An 18,578-nucleotide genomic window follows, 5' to 3' on the forward strand; every position below is an offset into this window, starting at 1 on the left:
AACAATTTGTTCAATCCACCTCAACTCCGGGGCACGGCATAATTAAGCTCTTGATCAATGTCCGCTTCTTGGCGGCAGCGGACATGAGCTACTTAGACTTCTTCTGCGTTGATCATCAGGTCCCGCCGGGTGCAGGCGCGCCTGGTCCGAACATTGGCGATTCGGAACAAGCGTTTTGCGCCGGCTAAGAGCGCCGCACAGCCATGTGGTCACTTTTTGAGCTTTCTTAGGGATACATGGCCGTTTGCTTGAACGAATTGCATGGTCACTTAGTGTCCTCTGCGACAATATGACCCGCGATGCACCGCCATGTGTTCTTCGCAGCAAGGTGGTGTCGTGAAGGATCAATCCATCCGGTGTGGTGCTAACATCTGTCAAGGTAGCTTTCTCGCGATGACCGCGGGAGGCTAGGGATAATGGACTAACGTAGGGGGGGGGGGGCTGTGACCGAGCTGTCTGTCTTAAATGGAGAGGTAGTTGAGGGGGCGCTGGAGGCAAAGTTTGGTTCGCCTCCACAACTGCCAAGGGACTTTGTACCTCGCGACCACTACGTGGAGAGCCTGAGAGATCTGCTCTTCAACGATGACTTGATTGTGTTCGTAGAGGCAGATCAGGGGGCGGGCCGATCGATCTTGTTGTCGCACTTCTGTCGGACCTATCCTCAAAACACGTTTTCGCTTTTCATAAAAGCGACTAGCAAAATCTCGTACTCGCTGGAATATTTGACCCAGCTCTTGGCTGAGCAGTTTTGGATGTATGTTTCGGAATCTCCTGTGCCCGAAACTCCATTTGACGAAGGTGCGCTGAGGCGACTTGTCCTTCAGGTGCGAAAGAGAAGTCGTGGCTCGCGACTCTTTGTTGTCGTTGATGGCCTTCATCAAGTGCCACTCGATGACGCTCGCCAGATTATTACCGAGCTACTTCCTATTGGGGTCGAGAACTTCTCGTTCCTGATCAGTGGATCGGATGACGCTCTGAGCCAATATGTCGAAGGCGTCAGGAGCAAGTCGTTCACCATTCCGAAATTCGGCGACTACGAGGCAGAGGCCTATCTTTCAGATTTGGTTTTGACGTCTTCGCAACGCGAGCAGGTGAAGAGGCTTTGCCGCGGGAATATAGGAAACCTCGCATCCTTCAAGCGACTTGTTGCCTCGGGCCGAACAGCAGATGAAGTGCTATCCGCCGACATTGAGCAGCATCTCGACTTTGTAAAGCTCGAATTCAGTGCTTTGCCCAGCTTGGATTCGGGTGTAAAGCTGCTGCTTGCTGTACTAGGACAGTCAAAGCAGGAGCTAACTTGGAAGGAGCTCACAAGCATCGTGAAAAGCGTGGATGCACCTGGTTTGAGAGCATACTGCAGCGAATTGCCCTTCCTGCTGGAGGATCCCGATACGCTTATTTTTTCATTCACATCTGAGGCGCATCGCGCCATTGCTGCGGGGATGCTAGAAGACTATCGGGAACGGGCGCTTAATCTTCTCATCGACTACCTCGCGGCCAACCCGGGAAGTCCTATCGCACTACAGTTTCTGCCGACCTACTATCGTCTAATGGGGCAGCGCAAAGAAATTGTTAGCTGCATATCTGCCGATCATTATGACAGCTTGCTAAAGCACACGCAGTCTATCTCTGCACTAAGGGGGCGAGCGTCTCTGGGTGTCCGAGCCGCCTCCGAGCTTCGGGATGCTGTAGATGTCTATCGCTTTTCCATGGAGCGAAGCATCTTCGGCGCGCTCATGGCGACCGAAGATCTTCAGGCGGAAGTAGGGGCCCTAGCTGCGCTCGGAAAAGATGATAAAGCATTGGATGTGGCAATCAATGCGCCAACGCACGAGGCGCGAATCTCGCTGCTTGCCGAGTATTGCCGCCGGGTGCGAGAAAGAGAAGGGACGGTCGACCCGCAGATCACCGATTATATAGGTGAGGTTGCGCGTTCCGTTAATTTCGATGAGCTAGGCGATGCTGCCATCTCGATAGCGGAGAACTTAATATTCGTAATGCCGGACCTCGCATTGAGCATTCTCGATACGGCAATGCGTAGTGGGCGGGCTAAGGATAAGTCCAGGAACGAAGTGCTCGCGCGTCTGTCATTTGCCGCGAGCATGGGGCAGAGAGACGGCGGAGAGCAGGGGGATAGAATTACATCCGAAATTTCGGATGAACGGCTGCAGAAACTGCTGTCATCTCTGCGTTCAGTTGTTGATCAGTCGTCGACCAAGCAAGTGCTTACACTCGCTAGTGGGATGAAGATTGGGCAACGGATGCAATTTCTGCGCTGGGTTATTGGCCTATGCGGTGATGAGAAAAATGCCGCAGAAGTTGTATCGTATGCTCTTGACCAACTTGTTGCAAATTCAGAGTACGTGCCGAAGGCAGTGGACCTTGCGGACTTGGCTGCTCCCCTTCGCCTCATCGGTGACGAAGGTCTAAGGATGAGCTTACTTAGAAGAATTGAGGGCCAGATACCGCTAATCGAGCGGTCATCTCCGTCTAAAGATCTAACGTTGCTACAGATGCGGCTAGCGCACGCGGAGTACAGCGTCAGCCTCGATCGCTGTTCGGCGCGCATGAACGACGCCTACTTTGATGTGGATAACATCGGGAGTGTGGAGACAAAAGTCGACTGTCTGGCCATCATGCTCTCGGCTTTGGACGACGTTGACGTTGATCGCAAGCTCGAAGAAAGCGATGGTTTTAGCGATGTTTTCAGAAAAGATCTACTTGCAAATATTGACGCCTTGATATGTGACAGTGCAAATCAAGGCAGGGTCCTAAAGAGGTCAATCCACTCCCTTGCAACATATAGTGTCTCCCAGGCACTTGAAGTCGTTAACCGCCTGAATTCTTCCATGTCAAGGGATGATGCTAGAGTAAACGTGATAAACGCGGCATGTAAGAGGCCGTGGTCTTCGGCTCTTGAGTCAGAGATCAATGCTGCCATTAGTGCCATAGAAGATTACAACACCAGAGATCTTGCTCTGGCTGCCGCCGCGCGAGCGGTTGTGACCGCGAAGTCGCCTCTGCAGTGGAGCACCTTCCTGCGTAAGCTTCCGCTCCGCGCAAGGGATCCTCATTTCGTTTGCAGTATAGCGATTGACGTTCTGGATTTTGCGGTTGCCGAGCAGCCTGAGGAGAGTATTGATGATTTGATGGATATATTCAACTCCGCCGTCGAGAGCATTGATTCACTTTTCTCGCGGGTTGAGTATCAGTATCTTCTTGTGCCGATCCTTGCGAAGAAGGATTTTGGGGTGGCCGAGAGTGTTTACGAAAAAGCACTGGTTCTTAATCGCAGCGAGACCTTGGGGAAGCGCGCTGTTGCCGATGTGGTTGCTCACTGTCTCGCGCTTATGACCCGGGCCTTTAGGCCGCTGATGAAGTATGGCGCGGTGACGAAGGCTGATCTGGACCGGATGTATAGACTTTGCGATGCTATACCGTGTTCTTCGACGCGTGTGAACATCTACACGGATTTGGCAACAAGATTCTGGTGTGAGCGGCGCACCGATGAGTGCAAGGCTGTTGTTAAGGACAAGATCCGCCCACTCATAAGTGGGAGTGATGTTGGAAGCGAAGCCGATACGGCGGCAATAGTCGCCATTGCCGCTCCTGCGTTGTACGTAGCGCATGCTGTTACTGCGCTCCAGGAGTTTGACACGCTCTCTCCTCAGCAAAAGGCATCGGCCTTCTATCGCACAGGTAGGATGATGCTGTCCCGGAAAAGTACCGGGGAACCATCTCAGGAGTTGGAAGAGGCGCGGGTGATCCCAGATCACGAGGACCTAATGGACCTCTTGGCGCTGCTGGATAACGTGAACGACGATTGGCTGCTTTGGGCTTTGATCGAGCCTGCCTGCCGTGCCATTTCGTCCCGGGACAACAAGACGCGTTTGACGGGTCAGCAGAGGCGAGACTTTGCTATCAGGGCTCAAGACCTTGCTCAAGCAAAGCTTCCCGATCTGAAAAATGTCAGGCACGACGGCTATTTGATTGTTTGTCTCGCACAGACTATGCGGATACTCGAGGCAAAGCAGCCGGAGTGGGATCAGTTGATCCTGCGGGCGAAGGCAGTAAGCAATCGAGCTGATCGAGCCTACGTTCTCATCGAAGTGTCTAAGTGCCTTCCGGCACGAATGCTTGATTTGAGGAAGCAGTTGTTGGCAGACGCCAGGTCACTGATCGACGAACTTCCTGCTTCTTATGACAAGTACACAAGGCTTGAGAACTATATTCGAGCGGTGCGTGAAGTTGCGCCGGCGCTGGCCAAGACTGCATTGAGGGATGCGCTGAAGATCTCGCTCGACAGCGGTCATCGAGATGTAGATTCTCGTTGGCGACGGAATCTGGTCGACCTCGCAGATGTCGTCAGCGCTGATCTTTCACAGATGGTGTCGGAGCTTTCTGATGAGGATCCAGCTCGACTGGAGATGAAGAAGCGCTTCGATCGAGACATCGCCATTCAAGGCATAAGGAAGCGACTTGGTGATGAGGATGCGGAAAAGGTTCAGCAAAGTAGCGCGTCAGACCTGTCGGATGCCGCTCAGCGTAATCTCTGCTCGCTTGTGAGCGGTAGGATGCAGGCTAAGGAACCGAAGAAAATGATTGGCGCACTTGTTCAGGCCGGAGATATGTACCTTCCTGATTCCTACCCCGTGCTCGCTTGGTATATAGAGAACGCGGCGTCTAGGTGCATGCGTGATGTGGATGCTGAGTCTCGAATCAGACCACTGCTTGAGGTCATCATGCTATCAAGCGAGATTGCACTCAGTACTGCGAGTCGCATCGGTTCTTCCAGATCCCGCGCTTCAATTCCGGCCTCAGGTCTAGCATCGGAGAGTGCTCTCATTGTCAGGCCAGGGCATCGCCAAGAGGCAATGGACTTCATGCGTTTCTGGCTTAGAAGCAATTCATCCGACTCTGTAGTCCTTTGTGATGCCTACTTCTCAAGTGGGGATTGTGAGTTTCTGCAGCTGGTGCTGGCCGAATGTCCTGATGCGCAGGTTACGGTGCTGACAAGTCTCAAGGCCGTGGAAGGAATTAACTTTGATCGAGAGAGTTTCCTTGCGCAATGGAGAATGATTTCAGATGACGAGCCGCCGGCTACTGAAATCATTGCAATGGCCGGCTACGACAACAAGGGTCAGATTCTCATACATGACCGTTGGCTGATTAGCGGGATGGCTGCGCTTCGTCTGGGGACTTCCTTTAATAGCCTTGGTATTGGCAAACTAAGTGAGATTTCGCCGGTGCTATCTAATGAGTGCCCAGCTGTGATCGAAGAGGTACTCAAGTATAAGAACAAGAGTCGGCTTGTAAACTCGGTCCGTGCGCAGTACAAGTCGGTAACCCTCTGATAAATCACCGATGCCGCCCCTTCTGGGGCGGCATCCTTTCGCTAGCGCATGCTCATTGATCCGTGGATCTTCTTCTTGGATTACTAGGCAGAACGAGCGTGTTTGAATTGCTTGATGCGCTAAAGAGGTATGAGTAGCACCTGGATGGACAGTGCGCTGTTCCAGTGTCTCCCCCCCTCTGCTGCACGAAGATGGTCTATATAATCTCTCAGCGTCGATATAAGGGGTGCGTCTGAGGTTGAGCGTTAGTTCTGCCGGTTTGATCAAGCGTCTCGCTGTGCTACGTGGCGCCGCGGCCATCCGGCCAAGGCAGGCCTGGTTGCGGAGGCTCGTGGTCGTGCCGGCCCTATTCACTATGCGGGGCATTGTGGTTAATCGGCCACCACTACGACGGTTCGTTGATGGCGAGGAGCGAGCGGCTCGCTGGGAAGTGTGCGGGAGCAATCCTCGACTGGCTGCTGCTGCGCCGTGCGGTACTGATCTGGATGAAACGACAGTGCGGCTGTGACGCAGCGCGGATTGAGGCCTGCAGTTTCTGCTGCTGGTCACGTTTCCGATGAAGTATGGGTTCGAGGTGACGCCTGCTGTGTCGTCTACGATGAGTGCCAACGTAGCCTCAATGCTGCCTATCTGCTGCTAGCTGGCGGGTTCAAGGGCGTCTTCGATGACAAAGTGCTGTCGGTATCTGTCAACGCTGCACAAGTGCTTGCCCAGCACCTTGGGCGCGGCGCACTGAGGAAGGGAGGAGCCTAGGCGTTTACAGGCCCATGAGGGTGTCCGCTCCTAGCCGAAAGCGGACGCTGAGGCGACGAGTGCCATTTACGCAGCAAGAGTGCGCTTACAGGTCAGTCCGGTCTGACTTGCTGACATGCCCACTCAACCAACCCCCGGCAAGCCAGAAACAACCCATCCACAACCCCCTCATCCAAATGCCGCTCCGGATCCGCTGCCACCCGGCAGCGGTCTGCCGCGTGCAGCAGCTCCAGTACCGTCAGCGCTCCCACCATCGCGCGCTCGGTCCTGGCCAGACTCACGCGACGGCCAGGTGACACATCGGTTTCTGGCCAAGGATGCCCATCAGCCCCCTCGCAGCCGCGCATGCGCTTGAGGATGCCAAGCAGGGAGTTCAGGTCGGGCAGGGGCGTGTCGTCGTTGATGGGCTCAACAACGGTGTACGAGGTGAAGGTATCGGATTCGTTCATAGCGTCGGCTTCCGTGGCTGTGCTTAACAGCGCCACCGTGAAGAGGTGGCGGACGATGCGTGGCTGCAAACCGGGATGAAATAGCACCATAGACCGGTGGGTCCGAAGACCCCCACGCACCGCCCGCCAGAAAGGCCGACGGATTGCCCGCCGGCACCGGTTAAGGACGGTGCCGACGGGCAAGCGCAAACTACAGGTGCATCTCTCATCACGGGTTTGCAGACCCGGCCACCCGTTGTCGGTGGCGCGCCATGGTGTTTACGCAGCCGCTTCGAATGCAAATAGAAATTCGCGAAGGAATCGCCGAATCCGAGAGCGAAGAACTATTGTCACACGCGCCATTCATGCAACACCCGACGCCAGCAGACGCATTCGCGCAGCTGCTCTGCTGATGGCGATTCAAACTGGCGCAATCGCCCATGCCGCAAGCGATTAGCGCGACAGCCTTCTTTGCAACAGTTCTTAGTCCGCCTCGCCAATCAACGGCGCGCGATCAGCCGCACACCTCGAAAATCGGTTCAAACCCGACACCGTTAACAAGCTCGCAGCTTCAACCAGCGCGATTCTCAGCCGCATTTCCCACCAGCAACTCGATCATCGCCCGGGCCGCCGCCGACTGCCTCCGATGCGGCGCATAGATCACCGAGAACGGCCGCGACCGTCCCCGCAGCTGCGGCAGCACTTCCACCAATTCCCCCCGCAGCAATCGCTCGCGCACGATGAACGCATAGCTCTGGCAGATGCCGATGCCCTGTTCGGCAAGCGATACCACGCCCAGTACATCGTCGGAAGTCTCGATGGACGAACGCGGCAGCCAGTCCACGTCGCGTCCGCCGTCGCGGAAGATCCACGGCGCCAGCCGCCCGGTGCGCGGCATCACGAAGGGCAGGCACAGGTGCTGCTGCAGGTCGTCCAGCGTCTGCGGCGTGCCGCGGCGCCGCAGGTAGTCCGGCGCGGCCACCAGCAGCAGCGGCGCGTCTTCCAGCTTTCGCCCCACCAGCCCGCTGTCCGGCAGCTGGCCCAGGCGGATGGCCAGATCGAAGCCTTCGGCCACCAAGTCCACGTTGCGGTTGGTGATGTTCAGTTCCACCTGCACCTGCGGGTACTGCTGCGCAAAGCGCGCCAGCACGGGCGGCAGCCGGTAGTGACCATAGGTGGTGGGCACGCTCAGGCGCACGCGGCCGGCCAGCGCACCTTCCTGGGCCAGTACGTCGCGCTCGGCGTCGTCCAGCAGGCCGAAGGCCGTGCGCACCTGTTCCAGATAGAGCCGCCCGGCGTCGGTCAGGCCGACGCGGCGGGTGGTCCGCTGCAGCAGCTGCCGGCCCAGCCGCGCTTCCAGACGGGTGACCGCGCGGCTCAGCACCGAGGGCGTGGTGGACAGCGCCACCGCGCCGGCCGTGAACGAGCCGTGCTCGACCACCGCCAGGAACACCTCCACATCGCCCAGGTAGTCGAACTTGCGGCTCATTTGGTTCTCCGGGGAACAGATGTTTTGCGATGGGGCCAATTTATCGCCGCTGGGGCAATGAATAAAGTGGCCGCCATTCCCCGATAGGAGCGACCCCATGAACCTGATGACCCGGCTGGCCGCAGCGCTGGCCCTGACCCTGGCCGCCAGCGGCGCGCAGGCCGCCAACGTGCTGGTGGTGCTGTCTGACGAAAACCACCTGGACCTGAAGGACGGCAAGGTGCTGTCCACCGGCTTCTATCTCAACGAGCTGATGCAGCCGGTCAAGCTGTTGCTGGACGCGGGCCACGAGGTGACCTTCGCCACGCCGCAGGGGCGGGCGCCGACCGTGGATGCGTCCTCGGTGACGCCGGCGTACTTCGGCAACGACGCCGCGCAGCTGAAACTGCACAAGGAACTGCTGGAGAAACTGGCGCTGACCTCGCCGATGGCCTCGCCGGTGGTCAGCCTGGCGCGCGTCGAGCAGCAGGGCTACGCGCGTTTCGATGCGGTGTACATTCCCGGTGGCCACGCGCCGATGCAGGACCTGCTGAAGAGCCCGGCACTGGGTCGGCTGCTGGCCGACTTCCACCAGCGCAACAAGACCACCGCGCTGGTCTGCCACGGGCCGATCGCGCTGCTCTCCACGCTGCCGGATGCGGCGGGTTTCGTGGCAAAGCTGGACGCGGGCGCGATGCCGGCCACGCCGAAGTGGATCTACAGCGGCTACCAGATGACGGTGATCAGCAACCAGGAAGAAGAGCAGGCCAAGCCGTTGCTGGGCGGTGGCGAGATGAAGTTCTACCCGCAGACTGCGTTGCAGCGGGCGGGGGCGAAGTTCAGCAGCAACACCACGCCGTGGACCGGGCATGTGGTGGTGGACCGCGAGTTGATTACCGGGCAGAACCCGGCTTCGGCGCTGGAGGTGGGGCAGCGGTTGGTGGAGCGGTTGAAGTAAGGCGGGGCTGCGCAGCAGGTTGCCAGCCCTGGGCCGAGGGGCCAGCGCCTCGGCCTGTCTATGGAAGTCTCAACGTGGTCGGAAGAGAGGGCATCAGCCCTTCGCGAGCGCTGCCCCTGACAGATCTTCAATCTGGGAAAGCGCGTGACGCGTCGCAGTCCAATCGCCGGCGTGCCTGATCGCTATGCCTCCGGCCGCTGTCCAGGCATCACAGTTCGCTTCGAAATCGTCGATCAGAACATCGCCTGGCTGGTGCATGAAAAGAGGCTTGTGCCTGCCGCCGAGCACAGGCAACACCAGGCAGGTTGCTGACAGGTGCTCGCGGACCCACTGCCGCTTCTGCATGGCAGCGAGTGGATAGTTCGATTTCGGGCAGGCCGTGAGAATCACCGGGTTCAAGTGGTGGATGCTGTGGAAGAACTCCACTGCACCCTGCATCGGCGGAAGGTCGCGGAAGAATGACGGGTGGTTGTTGATGTGCCCCCACATTTCATCGTCGGCAAGCACGCGGTGGTCCAGGCCAAACAGGGCGGGAAATGCCGCGTCGAAGTCGGCCATTACGCCATCAAGATCTACGTAGATGGTGCGTCTGGATGCACTCGATCCACGTGTGTGCTGGTTGGCGAGCGGGTCCATCATCGGTATTGACTTCACATCATCAGCGTTCATTTACGCGCTCTCCTCTCAAGAGTGGGCTTTCTTCTTCATCGGTTCCCCAGTAGCGGGGCAAAGTGTTTGGCGATTGCGACAGACGTGGCGGCAATCGCGATGCCGACTACGCCGGCACGGCTGAAGGGGGCGGCGACCCACGGATGCCGTAATCGGCATGCTGGAAATGCGGCTTATGTCGCGGCGCTTCTTCAAGGGCCTGCGGGCGGCTGAGCTGGCCCTTGGCCAAGACGCACGGCCCGCAGCCGCTGGCTCATTTCGCCAACCAAGGAGCAATCTGGTGCGCTGGTGGTTGGATAATCCCCAAGCGCTACGGAAAGGCCGAACGGGGATATACCTGTTGCGCTCGTTCCAGACTGATCCAGGAACGTCACTGAACATGGATGTCCAGGCGCACTCAATATATCACGCCGACCAGCGCCAGCGGTTTGAACCCGCTCGATCTCCAGCAGTTTGATTGGGCATGGCAAGGCCGGCATGGCACCATGACGGGCTTGCCTCGTCCCTTCGGGAGGGGCCGATTTCCCAGGGAAGCCCTCGAACACGCCATGCGAACGTCCTTCTTCATCCTCTCCGCCCTGTGCCTTGGCCTGCTGTCCGGCTGTGCCAGTGGCCCGGAAGAGCACGCCTCAAGCCGCGAGATCACCAGTGCGTTCGTGGCCGACGACGGCCAGCTGTATCTGCTGCCGCGCTATGACGAGCCGATGCGTTTCAATGCCGCGCCGTTCCGCGAGTACCGCGCGCTGATGGACAGCCCGCTGCGCGAGGCGGTGGCCTGCGCGCAGATGTACTTCCATGAGGACTGGCGCGACCCGGCCAACAAGGCCAAGGTCCATGGCAGCTATGCGCTGCTGCTGCGGCCGGAGCAGGTAACGCCGGAGCAGGCCGCGCAGTTCAAGCTGGAGCGGATTGAGGTCCCATCGCGTGAGGCCAAGGCCGTGGAGGAGCGGGCGCGCTACTACCTGCCGATGGACCGGACCCGCTACGCGCTGGCGTTTGATCGCGCCTGCAATCTTTCACGGAAGGGCGGCAGCTATTACAGCGCGCTGTTCGAGGGCGACGGCGAGCGGGTGCAGTTGCCGGATGCTGCGGCACTGGCGGAGAAGGGGAAGCTGGCACAGCCGATCAATGCGCGGGCGCAGCGGATCCTGCCGGAGAGGGAGGACAAGCCGGGTGTGGGTTCGGCGGCGGGCAAGGTGCTGGGGGCGGCGTTGATCCCTGTGGCGGTTCCGGTGTTTGTGTTGAGCCTGCCGTTCCTGGGGCCGGATCATTGGAAGTGATGGGGCGTTGAAGCCAGAGCATCCACGCGTGGCGTGGATCTAGTCGGGCCTTGCAAGTGCCTGAACGTTCATCCTGGAGATCTGTGTGCCCAGCACGCTGGAAACTGCTTTGAAGACCGTAGGTTTCATTGTCCTTGCGGCGCTTCCGTTGGTGATCCTCTGGTTTACCCTTCGGCGAATGTCGGCAACTGCTCGCTCGTCCGTGAAATCGGGGCTGCGTTTGGATCCTCCTCGCCGGATATCCGGAGCATCCATGACCTTGGTGATGGTGGATGGCAAAGAGGATCGCGAGCATTACTTCTTTGATGCGGCGTCCTTTTACCTGCGGCGTGGGCCGGTGCCCACGGCGGTTCCGCTCTCGCAGATCACCTCAGTCACACGAACGTCCGACGTCATCTATTCGCGCTATGTCTGGCAGGTGTGCTTCAGCAGAGCATCGGGTAGAAAGTGCGTGACGTTCACCAACAACCTGTCGCTGTTCAACCGCGACTTCCTGCTCTTTCTGGAGGCGGTGCGGAAGGCCAACCCGCTGGCGACCGTTGATCGAGCGAGCGTTCTCTTCTAGAGCGTGTTTGAAGTTCGGTATGAACAGTGTCACTGCAATGGCATCACAGCGCGCAGCTCCTGTTCGGCCAATGCGATCGATGAGAAATGGGCGTTTGTTGCGCGGTATCTGATGCCGAAGCATTCTCATGCGTGGCAGTGCAAGTATGATCTGCGATGAACACGCAAAGCCCGTAACATGGAACGAGGTCGGCTCGTTTCTGCGCGCGATGCGAAGCGTGGGCCTTGTCACCTGTGACGAAGACGCATTTGAGGCAATTGTCGAGACGATTTACGTTTATGGCATGCGGTCAATCTCTGCGGAGTAGTTCCTGATGATGTGCCGGTCGACGCTGGACGTATCCCTGATTCACGCCTACGCGCTTCCTCTCGGCATATGCGTGGCAGCAGCCGTGGTTCTGATCGCAATATGGCTTGCATCCCGCTCTGGCGGGGTGCCAGCCAGGAATATTGCGCTCGGCTCGGCGCTGGCCGTTGTTGTCGTAGTTGCCTTTGGCCTCGTATATCAAGCGCGGACAGCGTACATCGCCGTTACAGATGGCCAGCTGATTGGGTCAGCAGCGTTTGTCCGACTGCAGCTCCCGCTTTCCAGTGTCTCGTGGCAGGACGCTTCCGATGCTTCAACGATCACGCTGCCTCACCGGCAACTTGGGACCAGCACAGGGGGCGTTGAACTTGGCAAGTTCCGCATGCAGAACGGTCGCAACGTCTTCGTGCTGCGCACGGACCGTAGCTCTGTTCTCGTCACAACCAGAGGGGATACTGACTTGATTCTGGACCGACGTCTTCACGAACAGCTCAAAGCATGCTTGGATCAGGTACGTGAGACCGGCGGCCATCGAGGAAGATTGCAATGATCAGCAGGAAGTACTGGTTTACCAGGAAAAAGTACGGATGGGGTTGGGGGATGCCGTGCGCGTGGCAGGGCTGGCTTGTTTACGCAGTCGCATTCGGCCTGCTGCTGGCGGGTCCGTTTCTGTTCTCTCCATTTCGCGAGCCCATCGCGTTTCAGCTCTACACGTGGGCCGTAGTGTTGGTCCTTGTCTTTATCTGCTGGATGAAAGGCGCTCCGCCCGGTTGGAGGTGGGGGGAGTAGAACGGCCGCAGAAGCTATTTTCGGACCTGTTCGATTTCGATCCGCCGGGCAAAGCATGGATGCATTGCCCTTGTGGGAGTCGGACAGCATCGCCAGCAGGCCACGGCTGCGCCCCCTCTGAGGCGTACCGCCCGTTTTGAATGAATGCTGGACACTTCCCTCGGCGGCTACCCAACGCGTTTTAACCGTTGATTGACCAAGGTAGCGCCGCTTAAAGGGGCGCGCCGGTGAAGCTACACTGGCCACCTACGCCCAATGGAAGCTTGCCCATGTTCAGTGGAAAGGTTGCGGTGGTCACCGGTTCCACCAGCGGTATCGGTCTTGGCATCGCCACCGCGCTGGCGCGGCAAGGTGCCGACATCGTGCTGAATGGCTTCGGCGATGCGGCGGAGATCGAACGCATCCGTTCCAAGCTGGAAACCGAGTTCGGCGTGCGCGTGGCGCATGACGGCGCTGACCTGTCGCGGGGCGAGGCAGTGCGAGGCATGATCGACCACGCCGTTGCGAAGATGGGGCGCATCGACGTCCTGGTGAATAATGCTGGCATCCAGCACACCGCGTCGATCGAGGAATTCCCGGTCGAGAAGTGGGACGCGATCCTGGCGCTGAACCTGTCGGCGGTGTTCCATGCAACGGCGGCGGCGTTGCCGCACATGAAGCAGCAAGGCGCCGGCCGCATCATCAACATTGCGTCGGTGCACGGCCTGGTGGGCTCGGTGAACAAGTCGGCCTACGTGGCGGCCAAGCATGGCGTGGTGGGGTTCACCAAGGTGACCGCGCTTGAGAATGCGGGCACCGGCATCACCGCAAACGCGATCTGCCCAGGCTGGGTGCGAACGGCGCTGGTCGAGCAGCAGATCACCGCATTGGCCGAGCGCGAAGGCACGGATCAGGAGACCGCTGCGCGTGCGCTGCTGGCTGAGAAGCAGCCCTCGTTGCAGTTCGTGACGCCCGAGCAGCTGGGCGAGATGGTGGTGTTCCTGGCCTCGGACGCGGCAGCGCAGATTACCGGCACGGGGCTGCCGGTGGATGGGGGCTGGACGGCGCGCTAGCTGGCCGACACGGGAAGACGTGCCAGCAGGGCATCCCAGTCGGACACGAAGCAGCCGTTGTGGCCGCGGTTGCATTCGGTGATCCACGCGTCCAGTGATTCGCTTTGTGCGCGGTAGGCGCTGACATCGCCCAGCACGGCGAAACGCAGGCGGTAGTTCACCAGCATCTGCAGCCATTGCCCGGCCATGCCGGAGCGCAGCTCGAAGAAGTCTGCCGAAAGGCGCTGCACCGGCACGGCAATCCACTCGGCCTGGTACCCAAGGGCATCGCCGACCAGATCGCGCAGGCCGTTGGCATCGAGTGCGGGGCCCTGCGGCGCGATGCGCAGGAGGCCGGTGGTGCCGATGTGTTCAATGGAATCATTCATGCTGGAGGTTCTGCAGTTGACGCAGCCGGGCGAGGATGTCTTCGCGCAGGCCGGGGATGTAGTGATAGGCGTCTGCGAGCAGGGTGACGTCCGCCGTCGGGACGAGCCGCTTCATGCGTTCGGCGGCGGCAGGGGTGTCGATGAGGGCATCACGCGCGCCCATGACAAGGGCTACCGGCGGATGCAACGCAGCCAGGCGCTCGTCGCTGATGCGGGGAATGCGCAGCGGACGTGGCCGAACCTCGGCACGGATCAATGCCAACAGGTCGAGCAGCGGCTGCGCACGTGCAGGTGCATGCAGTGGCGCGGGACCCATGACCGCGCGGCGCAGGCGCTCGCGTCCCCATCGGCCAAGCAGCAACAGTGGCAGCGCCTTGAGCAGGAATGCACGCTGGCGCCCGATACCCGAGGGGCTGACCAGGACCAGTGCGTTGACCCGGGCAGGCCTTCGCAGCGCGTAGTCCAGTGCCAGGAAGCCGCCGAACGACAGGCCCACGAATGCTGCGCTTTCCACGCCAAGTGCGTCGAGGACATCATCCAGCCATTGCGCATGCGCGTCGCTGTCCAGCGCAGGTTGCGTGCCTTCGCTGAGGCCCGGTTCGCCAATGATGTCGACGGCGTGCACGCGGTAGTACTCGCTCCAACGTTCGGCGTCGAACATCCAGCTGGCGGCATTGCTGAGGGTGCCATGCAGCAGCACCAGGGCAGGGCCGTGTTCCGGGCCGCAGCTGACCACAAATGTCGAACCGGCGCGGGTGGCGAGATGATGCGATTCGTGTGGTACCGGCCAGTCCGAAAGCACCTGGCGATAGGCGGCAAGTACGTGCTGCGTGGGAATGCCGGGGCGCTGCCGCTTCATGCGCTGCGGTCCTGCAGCAGACGCTGCAGGCTGACCAGCAGCGCCGTGGAACCTGCCAGGCCACCGATCACGATCAGCTTGAGCACATCGTGCTCAGGCGAATAGATCGTCTCCATGCGCAGCGGCTCATCGTCGGCCTCGCGGCCGGTGACGCGCGCATGCAGGGCACGCACCAGGTCGGCGGCACGTGCCGCACCGCATCCGGGAATATCCACCACCGTGGTCAGCTGTGGGCGCGCAGTGGAGGGCTGACGCACGGTGCCGGTGAACACGTCGAGGTCTTCGGCGGTGATGCGATAGGACTTGCCGATGCGGGTCGCGCGCAGTTGGCCGCTACGGATATGCCGCAGGACGGTTTTGGGGTGCAGGCTGAGCTGCTGGGCAGCCTGATCGACGGTTAGCAACGCGGGGGACATATCGGAACTCGAGAACCATGCGCTCCCTATTGTTCCATGAAATGCAATTTTCGGGAGCGATTGGGGATTGCGCGGCGACGGCGACAGGAGGCCATCTGCCCGGTGCCGCTCGTGCGGGCCAACCCTCCCGACGGCTACGCTGGCTTGGCAAACACATCCAGCCCCTTGCCCGTCTCCAGCAGCGACTTCAGGCTGGACAGCACGATCGGCCAGCCCTGGCGGATGCCGGTATCCATGCCACTGCCCGGTTCCAGCTCCTCATGGGTAACCGTCAGCCGCACCATGTCCTGGTAGGGCACGATCTCGAAGGTCACACGGCTGTAGGCGTCCGGGTCGTCGGCCTGCGAGGCGGCGGCCCAGGTGATGACCAGCCGCGAGGGCGGGGTGCTTTCCACCACTTCGCCGACCAGCTCGACCGAGCGCGTTTCGTTGGCGCGCACATGCTGCCAGCGCGAGCCGGGCTTCCAGTCCGAGACGTTTTCATGGCCCCAGTAGCGGCTGGCGATCTCGGGGCGGGTGATGGCCTCGAACACCTTCTGTGGCGTGGAGGCGATATAGATCACGTGGATGAAGCGGGTGGTCTCTGCGGACATCGTCATTCTCCTTCCAGTTCGCGTTTCAGGTCATGCAGCAGGCTCAGGCGCTGCTGCTCGAACTTGCGTACCCAGCGCTCATAGACCTCATGCAGCGGCACCGGGTTGATGAAGTGCAGCTTCTCGCGGCCACGGCGCACGGTGCTGATCAGGTTGGCGTCTTCCAGCAGGCCCAGGTGCTGGGTGACCGATTGCCGGGCCATGTCCAGGTGCTCGCAGAGCTGGCCCAGGGTCTGGCCGTTGTTTTCGCAGAGCAGGTCCAGCAGCGTTCTGCGCGTGGGGTCGGCCAGGGCCTTGAACACCTTGTCTGCATTCATGCGGGGCGTCTTCAGTTCCAGTTGTCGATCCTGACGTCGTGCGGGTTGGGCTGGCCCTTGCCGGTTTCCAGCAGGGCTTTGAGGCTCATCAGGAACACCGCCCACTTGGTGCTGCAGTGGGAGGTGAACTCGACGCGTTCCTTCCAGCCTTCGTGGGTGAACAGCACGATGCAGTAGTCGCCTTCCTGTTTCAGTGCGAAGCGCGCATGCGTGCCGATCCATTCGGCGGGGCCGGCCAGGAACTTCCAGAGCACCAGCTCGCCGGGAATGAGCTGTTCCAGCAGCATTTCCATGGCGCCGATTTCCTGGCCGTTGTTCGTGAAGCGCACCCTGACCGTGCTGCCGACGTTGCGGTCGCCGTGGGTGTCTTCAGCCCACCAGGCCGCCACGCCTTCGGGGGTGGCCAGGGCCTGGTACACCTGGCTTACGGGGGCCTTGATGCCGACCCGGTGTGCGATATCCACCATTGCAGGTTCCTCGCATGGGCCGGCAGGTGCCGCCCTTGAGTGGACTATATGCAGGTAAATACCTGCATGTAAAAACCGGCCACGAACGCCCGGATGCGGTAGTGCCGGCCGCTGGCCGGCATCCCGGTGGAGTTGGGTGCGTGCAGTTGCCGGCCAGCGGCCGGCACTACCAGATGCTGCCCACCCGGCCGCGGATAGTTGACAGGACGTCAACCTACTAGTAGGTTGACGGCATGAAAGAGTCGCTCTCGCCCAAGGCCCAGGAGATCCTGGCCCATGCCCGCTCGCTGCTGGAGGCCGGTGGCTACAACGGCTTCAGCTACGCCGACGTGTCCGCGCGGGTGAACATCAGCAAGGCCAGCATCCATCACCACTTCCCCAGCAAGGCGGACCTGGTGCGCACGGTGGTTGAACTGTACCGGGCCGAGGCGCGCGAAGGCCTGGCGCTGCTGGACCGGCAGCTGGACGACCCGCTGCGGGAGCTCAACGCCTATGTGGACTACTGGTCGAGCTGTATTGCCGGTGGCACGTCTTCGTTCTGCATCTGCGCGATGCTGGCAGCCGAGGCGCCGATGATCCCTGCGGAGATTGCCGATGAAGTGCGCGGGCATTTCGAGGATCTGAGCGGGTGGCTGGCGGTGACGCTGGAGAAGGGCGCGGCGCTGGGCCAGTTGCGCCTGCAGGGTTCCCCTGCGGACGAGGCCAGGGCGTTCATGTCGTCGGTGCATGGCGCGATGCTGGCCGCGCGCGGTTTTGGTGACGCGGCGACCTTCGCGGCACTGGCACGGTTGGCCATTGCGCGGGTGAGCGCGACTGCCTGAGATTTTGTGGTCGGCCTGCGGCAACGTAGGCCTCTTTTTTTGATTAAGCAGTCTACCTACTAGTAGGTTCAATCAACCCTTGGAGATGTTCCATGTCGCACTCTCTGTCCACGCTGGGCGTGATCCACACGTCAGTCAGCCTTGTACCGGTGTTCGCCGGCCTGTATGCCTTCATTCGCCATCGCGCGATCGACCCCGCGACACGCTCCGGCAAGCTGTACCTGCTCGGGCTGGTGCTGTCGGTGGCCACCTCGTTCACCGTCTCCAGTACGGGCGGGATCAACCCGGGCCACGCATTCGGGTTGATCGTGCTGCTGGTTGCCTTCGGCGGCGTGCTGGCCGACCGGCTGCGCTGGCTGGGGCGCGCAGCGCGTTACCTGTCGACCTTCGCGCTGTCGTTCAGTTTCCTGTTGTCGCTGGTGCCCGGCGTCAATGAAACGCTGACCCGCCTGCCGGCCGCGCAACCGATAGCTGCGGCGCCGATGGCCCCGGTGGTGCTGCATACGTTGCTGGGATTGGCGGCAGTGTTTGTGCTGGGCTTTGCCGCGCAGTGCTGGCGCATGCGGTCTCAACCGGTTCGCAGGCGCCCTTGAGCAGAGGCACCTCAGTCCCGCATGGCCATTTCAGCCAGCAACGACTGCGGTTCGATCAGCGCAGCCGAACGTGTGGCATCCACCCGAACATGCCGGCTGCAGAAGTTGAACACCCGACCCTCGGCAGGCGCGGATACGTCTGGCGTTGCGTCCGGCGTCTCGATCTCCAGCACTTCATCCACCGCCAGCGCCAGGGTTGCGCTACCGGCGTTGATCAAGAGCACGGCAGGGCTGCCGCCACCGAATGCCGGTTGACCGCTGAGCCTGCGCAGGTCGGCTACCGGCAACGGCTGCCCCCGTACCTCCAGGGTCCGCCGGCCCTGATGATCTGCGGGGCCGAAGGTCTCGGGGCCGCGTATTTCCACGGCCACCTGGACGTCGATCGCGAACAGGGCCGTGCCTGCACGAAGGACGACGACCTCGAACAACTCGGCGGGCGAGGCACGTGTTTGCGTTGAAGATTGAGCGGGTACAGGCATGCTGTGGATCTGGCAGGAACGATGGGTAACGCGGCTTGAATGA

Annotated in this window: 17 protein-coding genes; 7 read left to right on the forward strand and 10 right to left on the reverse strand. The window is 60.5% G+C overall.

Going from position 1 to position 18,578, the window contains the following annotated elements:
• The first annotated feature begins 632 nt into the window (after positions 1–632).
• Positions 633–5,354, forward strand: a complete 4,722-nt coding sequence (locus ACTXG9_RS07045; protein ID WP_456115593.1) for a hypothetical protein — start codon at positions 633–635, stop codon at positions 5,352–5,354.
• 845 nt (positions 5,355–6,199) lie between these two features.
• Here ACTXG9_RS07045 and ACTXG9_RS07050 read toward each other — a convergent pair.
• Entirely contained in the window at positions 6,200–6,556 is a 357-nt protein-coding gene (locus ACTXG9_RS07050; protein WP_456115594.1) for a hypothetical protein, read from the reverse strand.
• Between the two features lie 550 nt (positions 6,557–7,106).
• Entirely contained in the window at positions 7,107–8,024 is a 918-nt protein-coding gene (locus ACTXG9_RS07055) for a LysR family transcriptional regulator (protein ID WP_456115595.1), read from the reverse strand.
• A 97-nt stretch (positions 8,025–8,121) separates the two neighbouring features.
• On the opposite strand from ACTXG9_RS07055, the gene ACTXG9_RS07060 reads away from it, so the two are divergent.
• Positions 8,122–8,961, forward strand: a complete 840-nt coding sequence (locus tag ACTXG9_RS07060; protein ID WP_111007948.1) for a type 1 glutamine amidotransferase domain-containing protein — start codon at positions 8,122–8,124, stop codon at positions 8,959–8,961.
• A gap of 93 nt (positions 8,962–9,054) precedes the next feature.
• Here the strand turns inward: ACTXG9_RS07060 and ACTXG9_RS07065 are convergent, their stop codons facing one another.
• Positions 9,055–9,630 (reverse strand): 5' nucleotidase, NT5C type, encoded by a 576-nt coding sequence (locus tag ACTXG9_RS07065; protein ID WP_456115596.1) that lies wholly within the window; start codon positions 9,628–9,630, stop codon positions 9,055–9,057.
• 548 nt (positions 9,631–10,178) lie between these two features.
• On the opposite strand from ACTXG9_RS07065, the gene ACTXG9_RS07070 reads away from it, so the two are divergent.
• The 3 genes from ACTXG9_RS07070 to ACTXG9_RS07080 all read left to right on the forward strand — a co-directional run bounded on the left by ACTXG9_RS07070 (position 10,179) and on the right by ACTXG9_RS07080 (position 13,622).
• Complete coding sequence (locus ACTXG9_RS07070) at positions 10,179–10,910, forward strand: hypothetical protein (protein ID WP_111098740.1); 732 nt, start codon at positions 10,179–10,181, stop codon at positions 10,908–10,910.
• Between the two features lie 85 nt (positions 10,911–10,995).
• Complete coding sequence (locus tag ACTXG9_RS07075) at positions 10,996–11,475, forward strand: hypothetical protein (RefSeq protein WP_456115597.1); 480 nt, start codon at positions 10,996–10,998, stop codon at positions 11,473–11,475.
• A gap of 1,364 nt (positions 11,476–12,839) precedes the next feature.
• The gene (locus tag ACTXG9_RS07080) at positions 12,840–13,622 is read left to right on the forward strand and encodes a 3-hydroxybutyrate dehydrogenase (protein ID WP_329859265.1); all 783 of its coding nucleotides are present in this window, start codon (positions 12,840–12,842) and stop codon (positions 13,620–13,622) included.
• On the opposite strand, the gene ACTXG9_RS07085 is transcribed toward ACTXG9_RS07080, so the two are convergent.
• The 6 genes from ACTXG9_RS07085 to ACTXG9_RS07110 form a co-directional block, all read right to left on the reverse strand.
• Positions 13,619–13,990: a DUF4180 domain-containing protein gene (locus ACTXG9_RS07085; protein WP_134732350.1), complete on the reverse strand. Its 372-nt coding sequence runs from the start codon at positions 13,988–13,990 to the stop codon at positions 13,619–13,621. The genes ACTXG9_RS07080 and ACTXG9_RS07085 overlap by 4 nt on opposite strands.
• Complete coding sequence (locus ACTXG9_RS07090) at positions 13,983–14,849, reverse strand: alpha/beta fold hydrolase (RefSeq protein ID WP_188249789.1); 867 nt, start codon at positions 14,847–14,849, stop codon at positions 13,983–13,985. The genes ACTXG9_RS07085 and ACTXG9_RS07090 overlap by 8 nt, the downstream gene beginning before the upstream one ends.
• Complete coding sequence (locus ACTXG9_RS07095) at positions 14,846–15,265, reverse strand: helix-turn-helix domain-containing protein (RefSeq protein ID WP_134732355.1); 420 nt, start codon at positions 15,263–15,265, stop codon at positions 14,846–14,848. Before ACTXG9_RS07095 ends, ACTXG9_RS07090 begins: the two co-directional genes overlap by 4 nt.
• A gap of 134 nt (positions 15,266–15,399) precedes the next feature.
• On the reverse strand, positions 15,400–15,858 hold the full coding sequence (locus tag ACTXG9_RS07100; protein ID WP_074726021.1) for an SRPBCC family protein: 459 nt from the start codon (positions 15,856–15,858) through the stop codon (positions 15,400–15,402).
• A gap of 2 nt (positions 15,859–15,860) precedes the next feature.
• The gene (locus ACTXG9_RS07105) at positions 15,861–16,175 is read right to left on the reverse strand and encodes an ArsR/SmtB family transcription factor (protein ID WP_049410880.1); all 315 of its coding nucleotides are present in this window, start codon (positions 16,173–16,175) and stop codon (positions 15,861–15,863) included.
• Positions 16,176–16,186: 11 nt separating this feature from the next.
• On the reverse strand, positions 16,187–16,642 hold the full coding sequence (locus ACTXG9_RS07110; RefSeq protein WP_456115598.1) for an SRPBCC family protein: 456 nt from the start codon (positions 16,640–16,642) through the stop codon (positions 16,187–16,189).
• A 233-nt stretch (positions 16,643–16,875) separates the two neighbouring features.
• Between ACTXG9_RS07110 and ACTXG9_RS07115 the strand changes: the two genes are divergently transcribed.
• A complete protein-coding gene (locus ACTXG9_RS07115) occupies positions 16,876–17,463 on the forward strand; it encodes a TetR/AcrR family transcriptional regulator (RefSeq protein ID WP_456115599.1) in 588 nt (195 codons plus the stop codon).
• A 92-nt stretch (positions 17,464–17,555) separates the two neighbouring features.
• Positions 17,556–18,056 (forward strand): hypothetical protein, encoded by a 501-nt coding sequence (locus ACTXG9_RS07120; protein WP_456115600.1) that lies wholly within the window; start codon positions 17,556–17,558, stop codon positions 18,054–18,056.
• Positions 18,057–18,067: 11 nt separating this feature from the next.
• Here the strand turns inward: ACTXG9_RS07120 and ACTXG9_RS07125 are convergent, their stop codons facing one another.
• Positions 18,068–18,535: a chemotaxis protein CheW gene (locus ACTXG9_RS07125; RefSeq protein ID WP_456115601.1), complete on the reverse strand. Its 468-nt coding sequence runs from the start codon at positions 18,533–18,535 to the stop codon at positions 18,068–18,070.
• Between the last annotated feature and the right edge of the window lie 43 nt (positions 18,536–18,578).

This window comes from Stenotrophomonas maltophilia group sp. LNF247, from assembly GCF_054083135.1.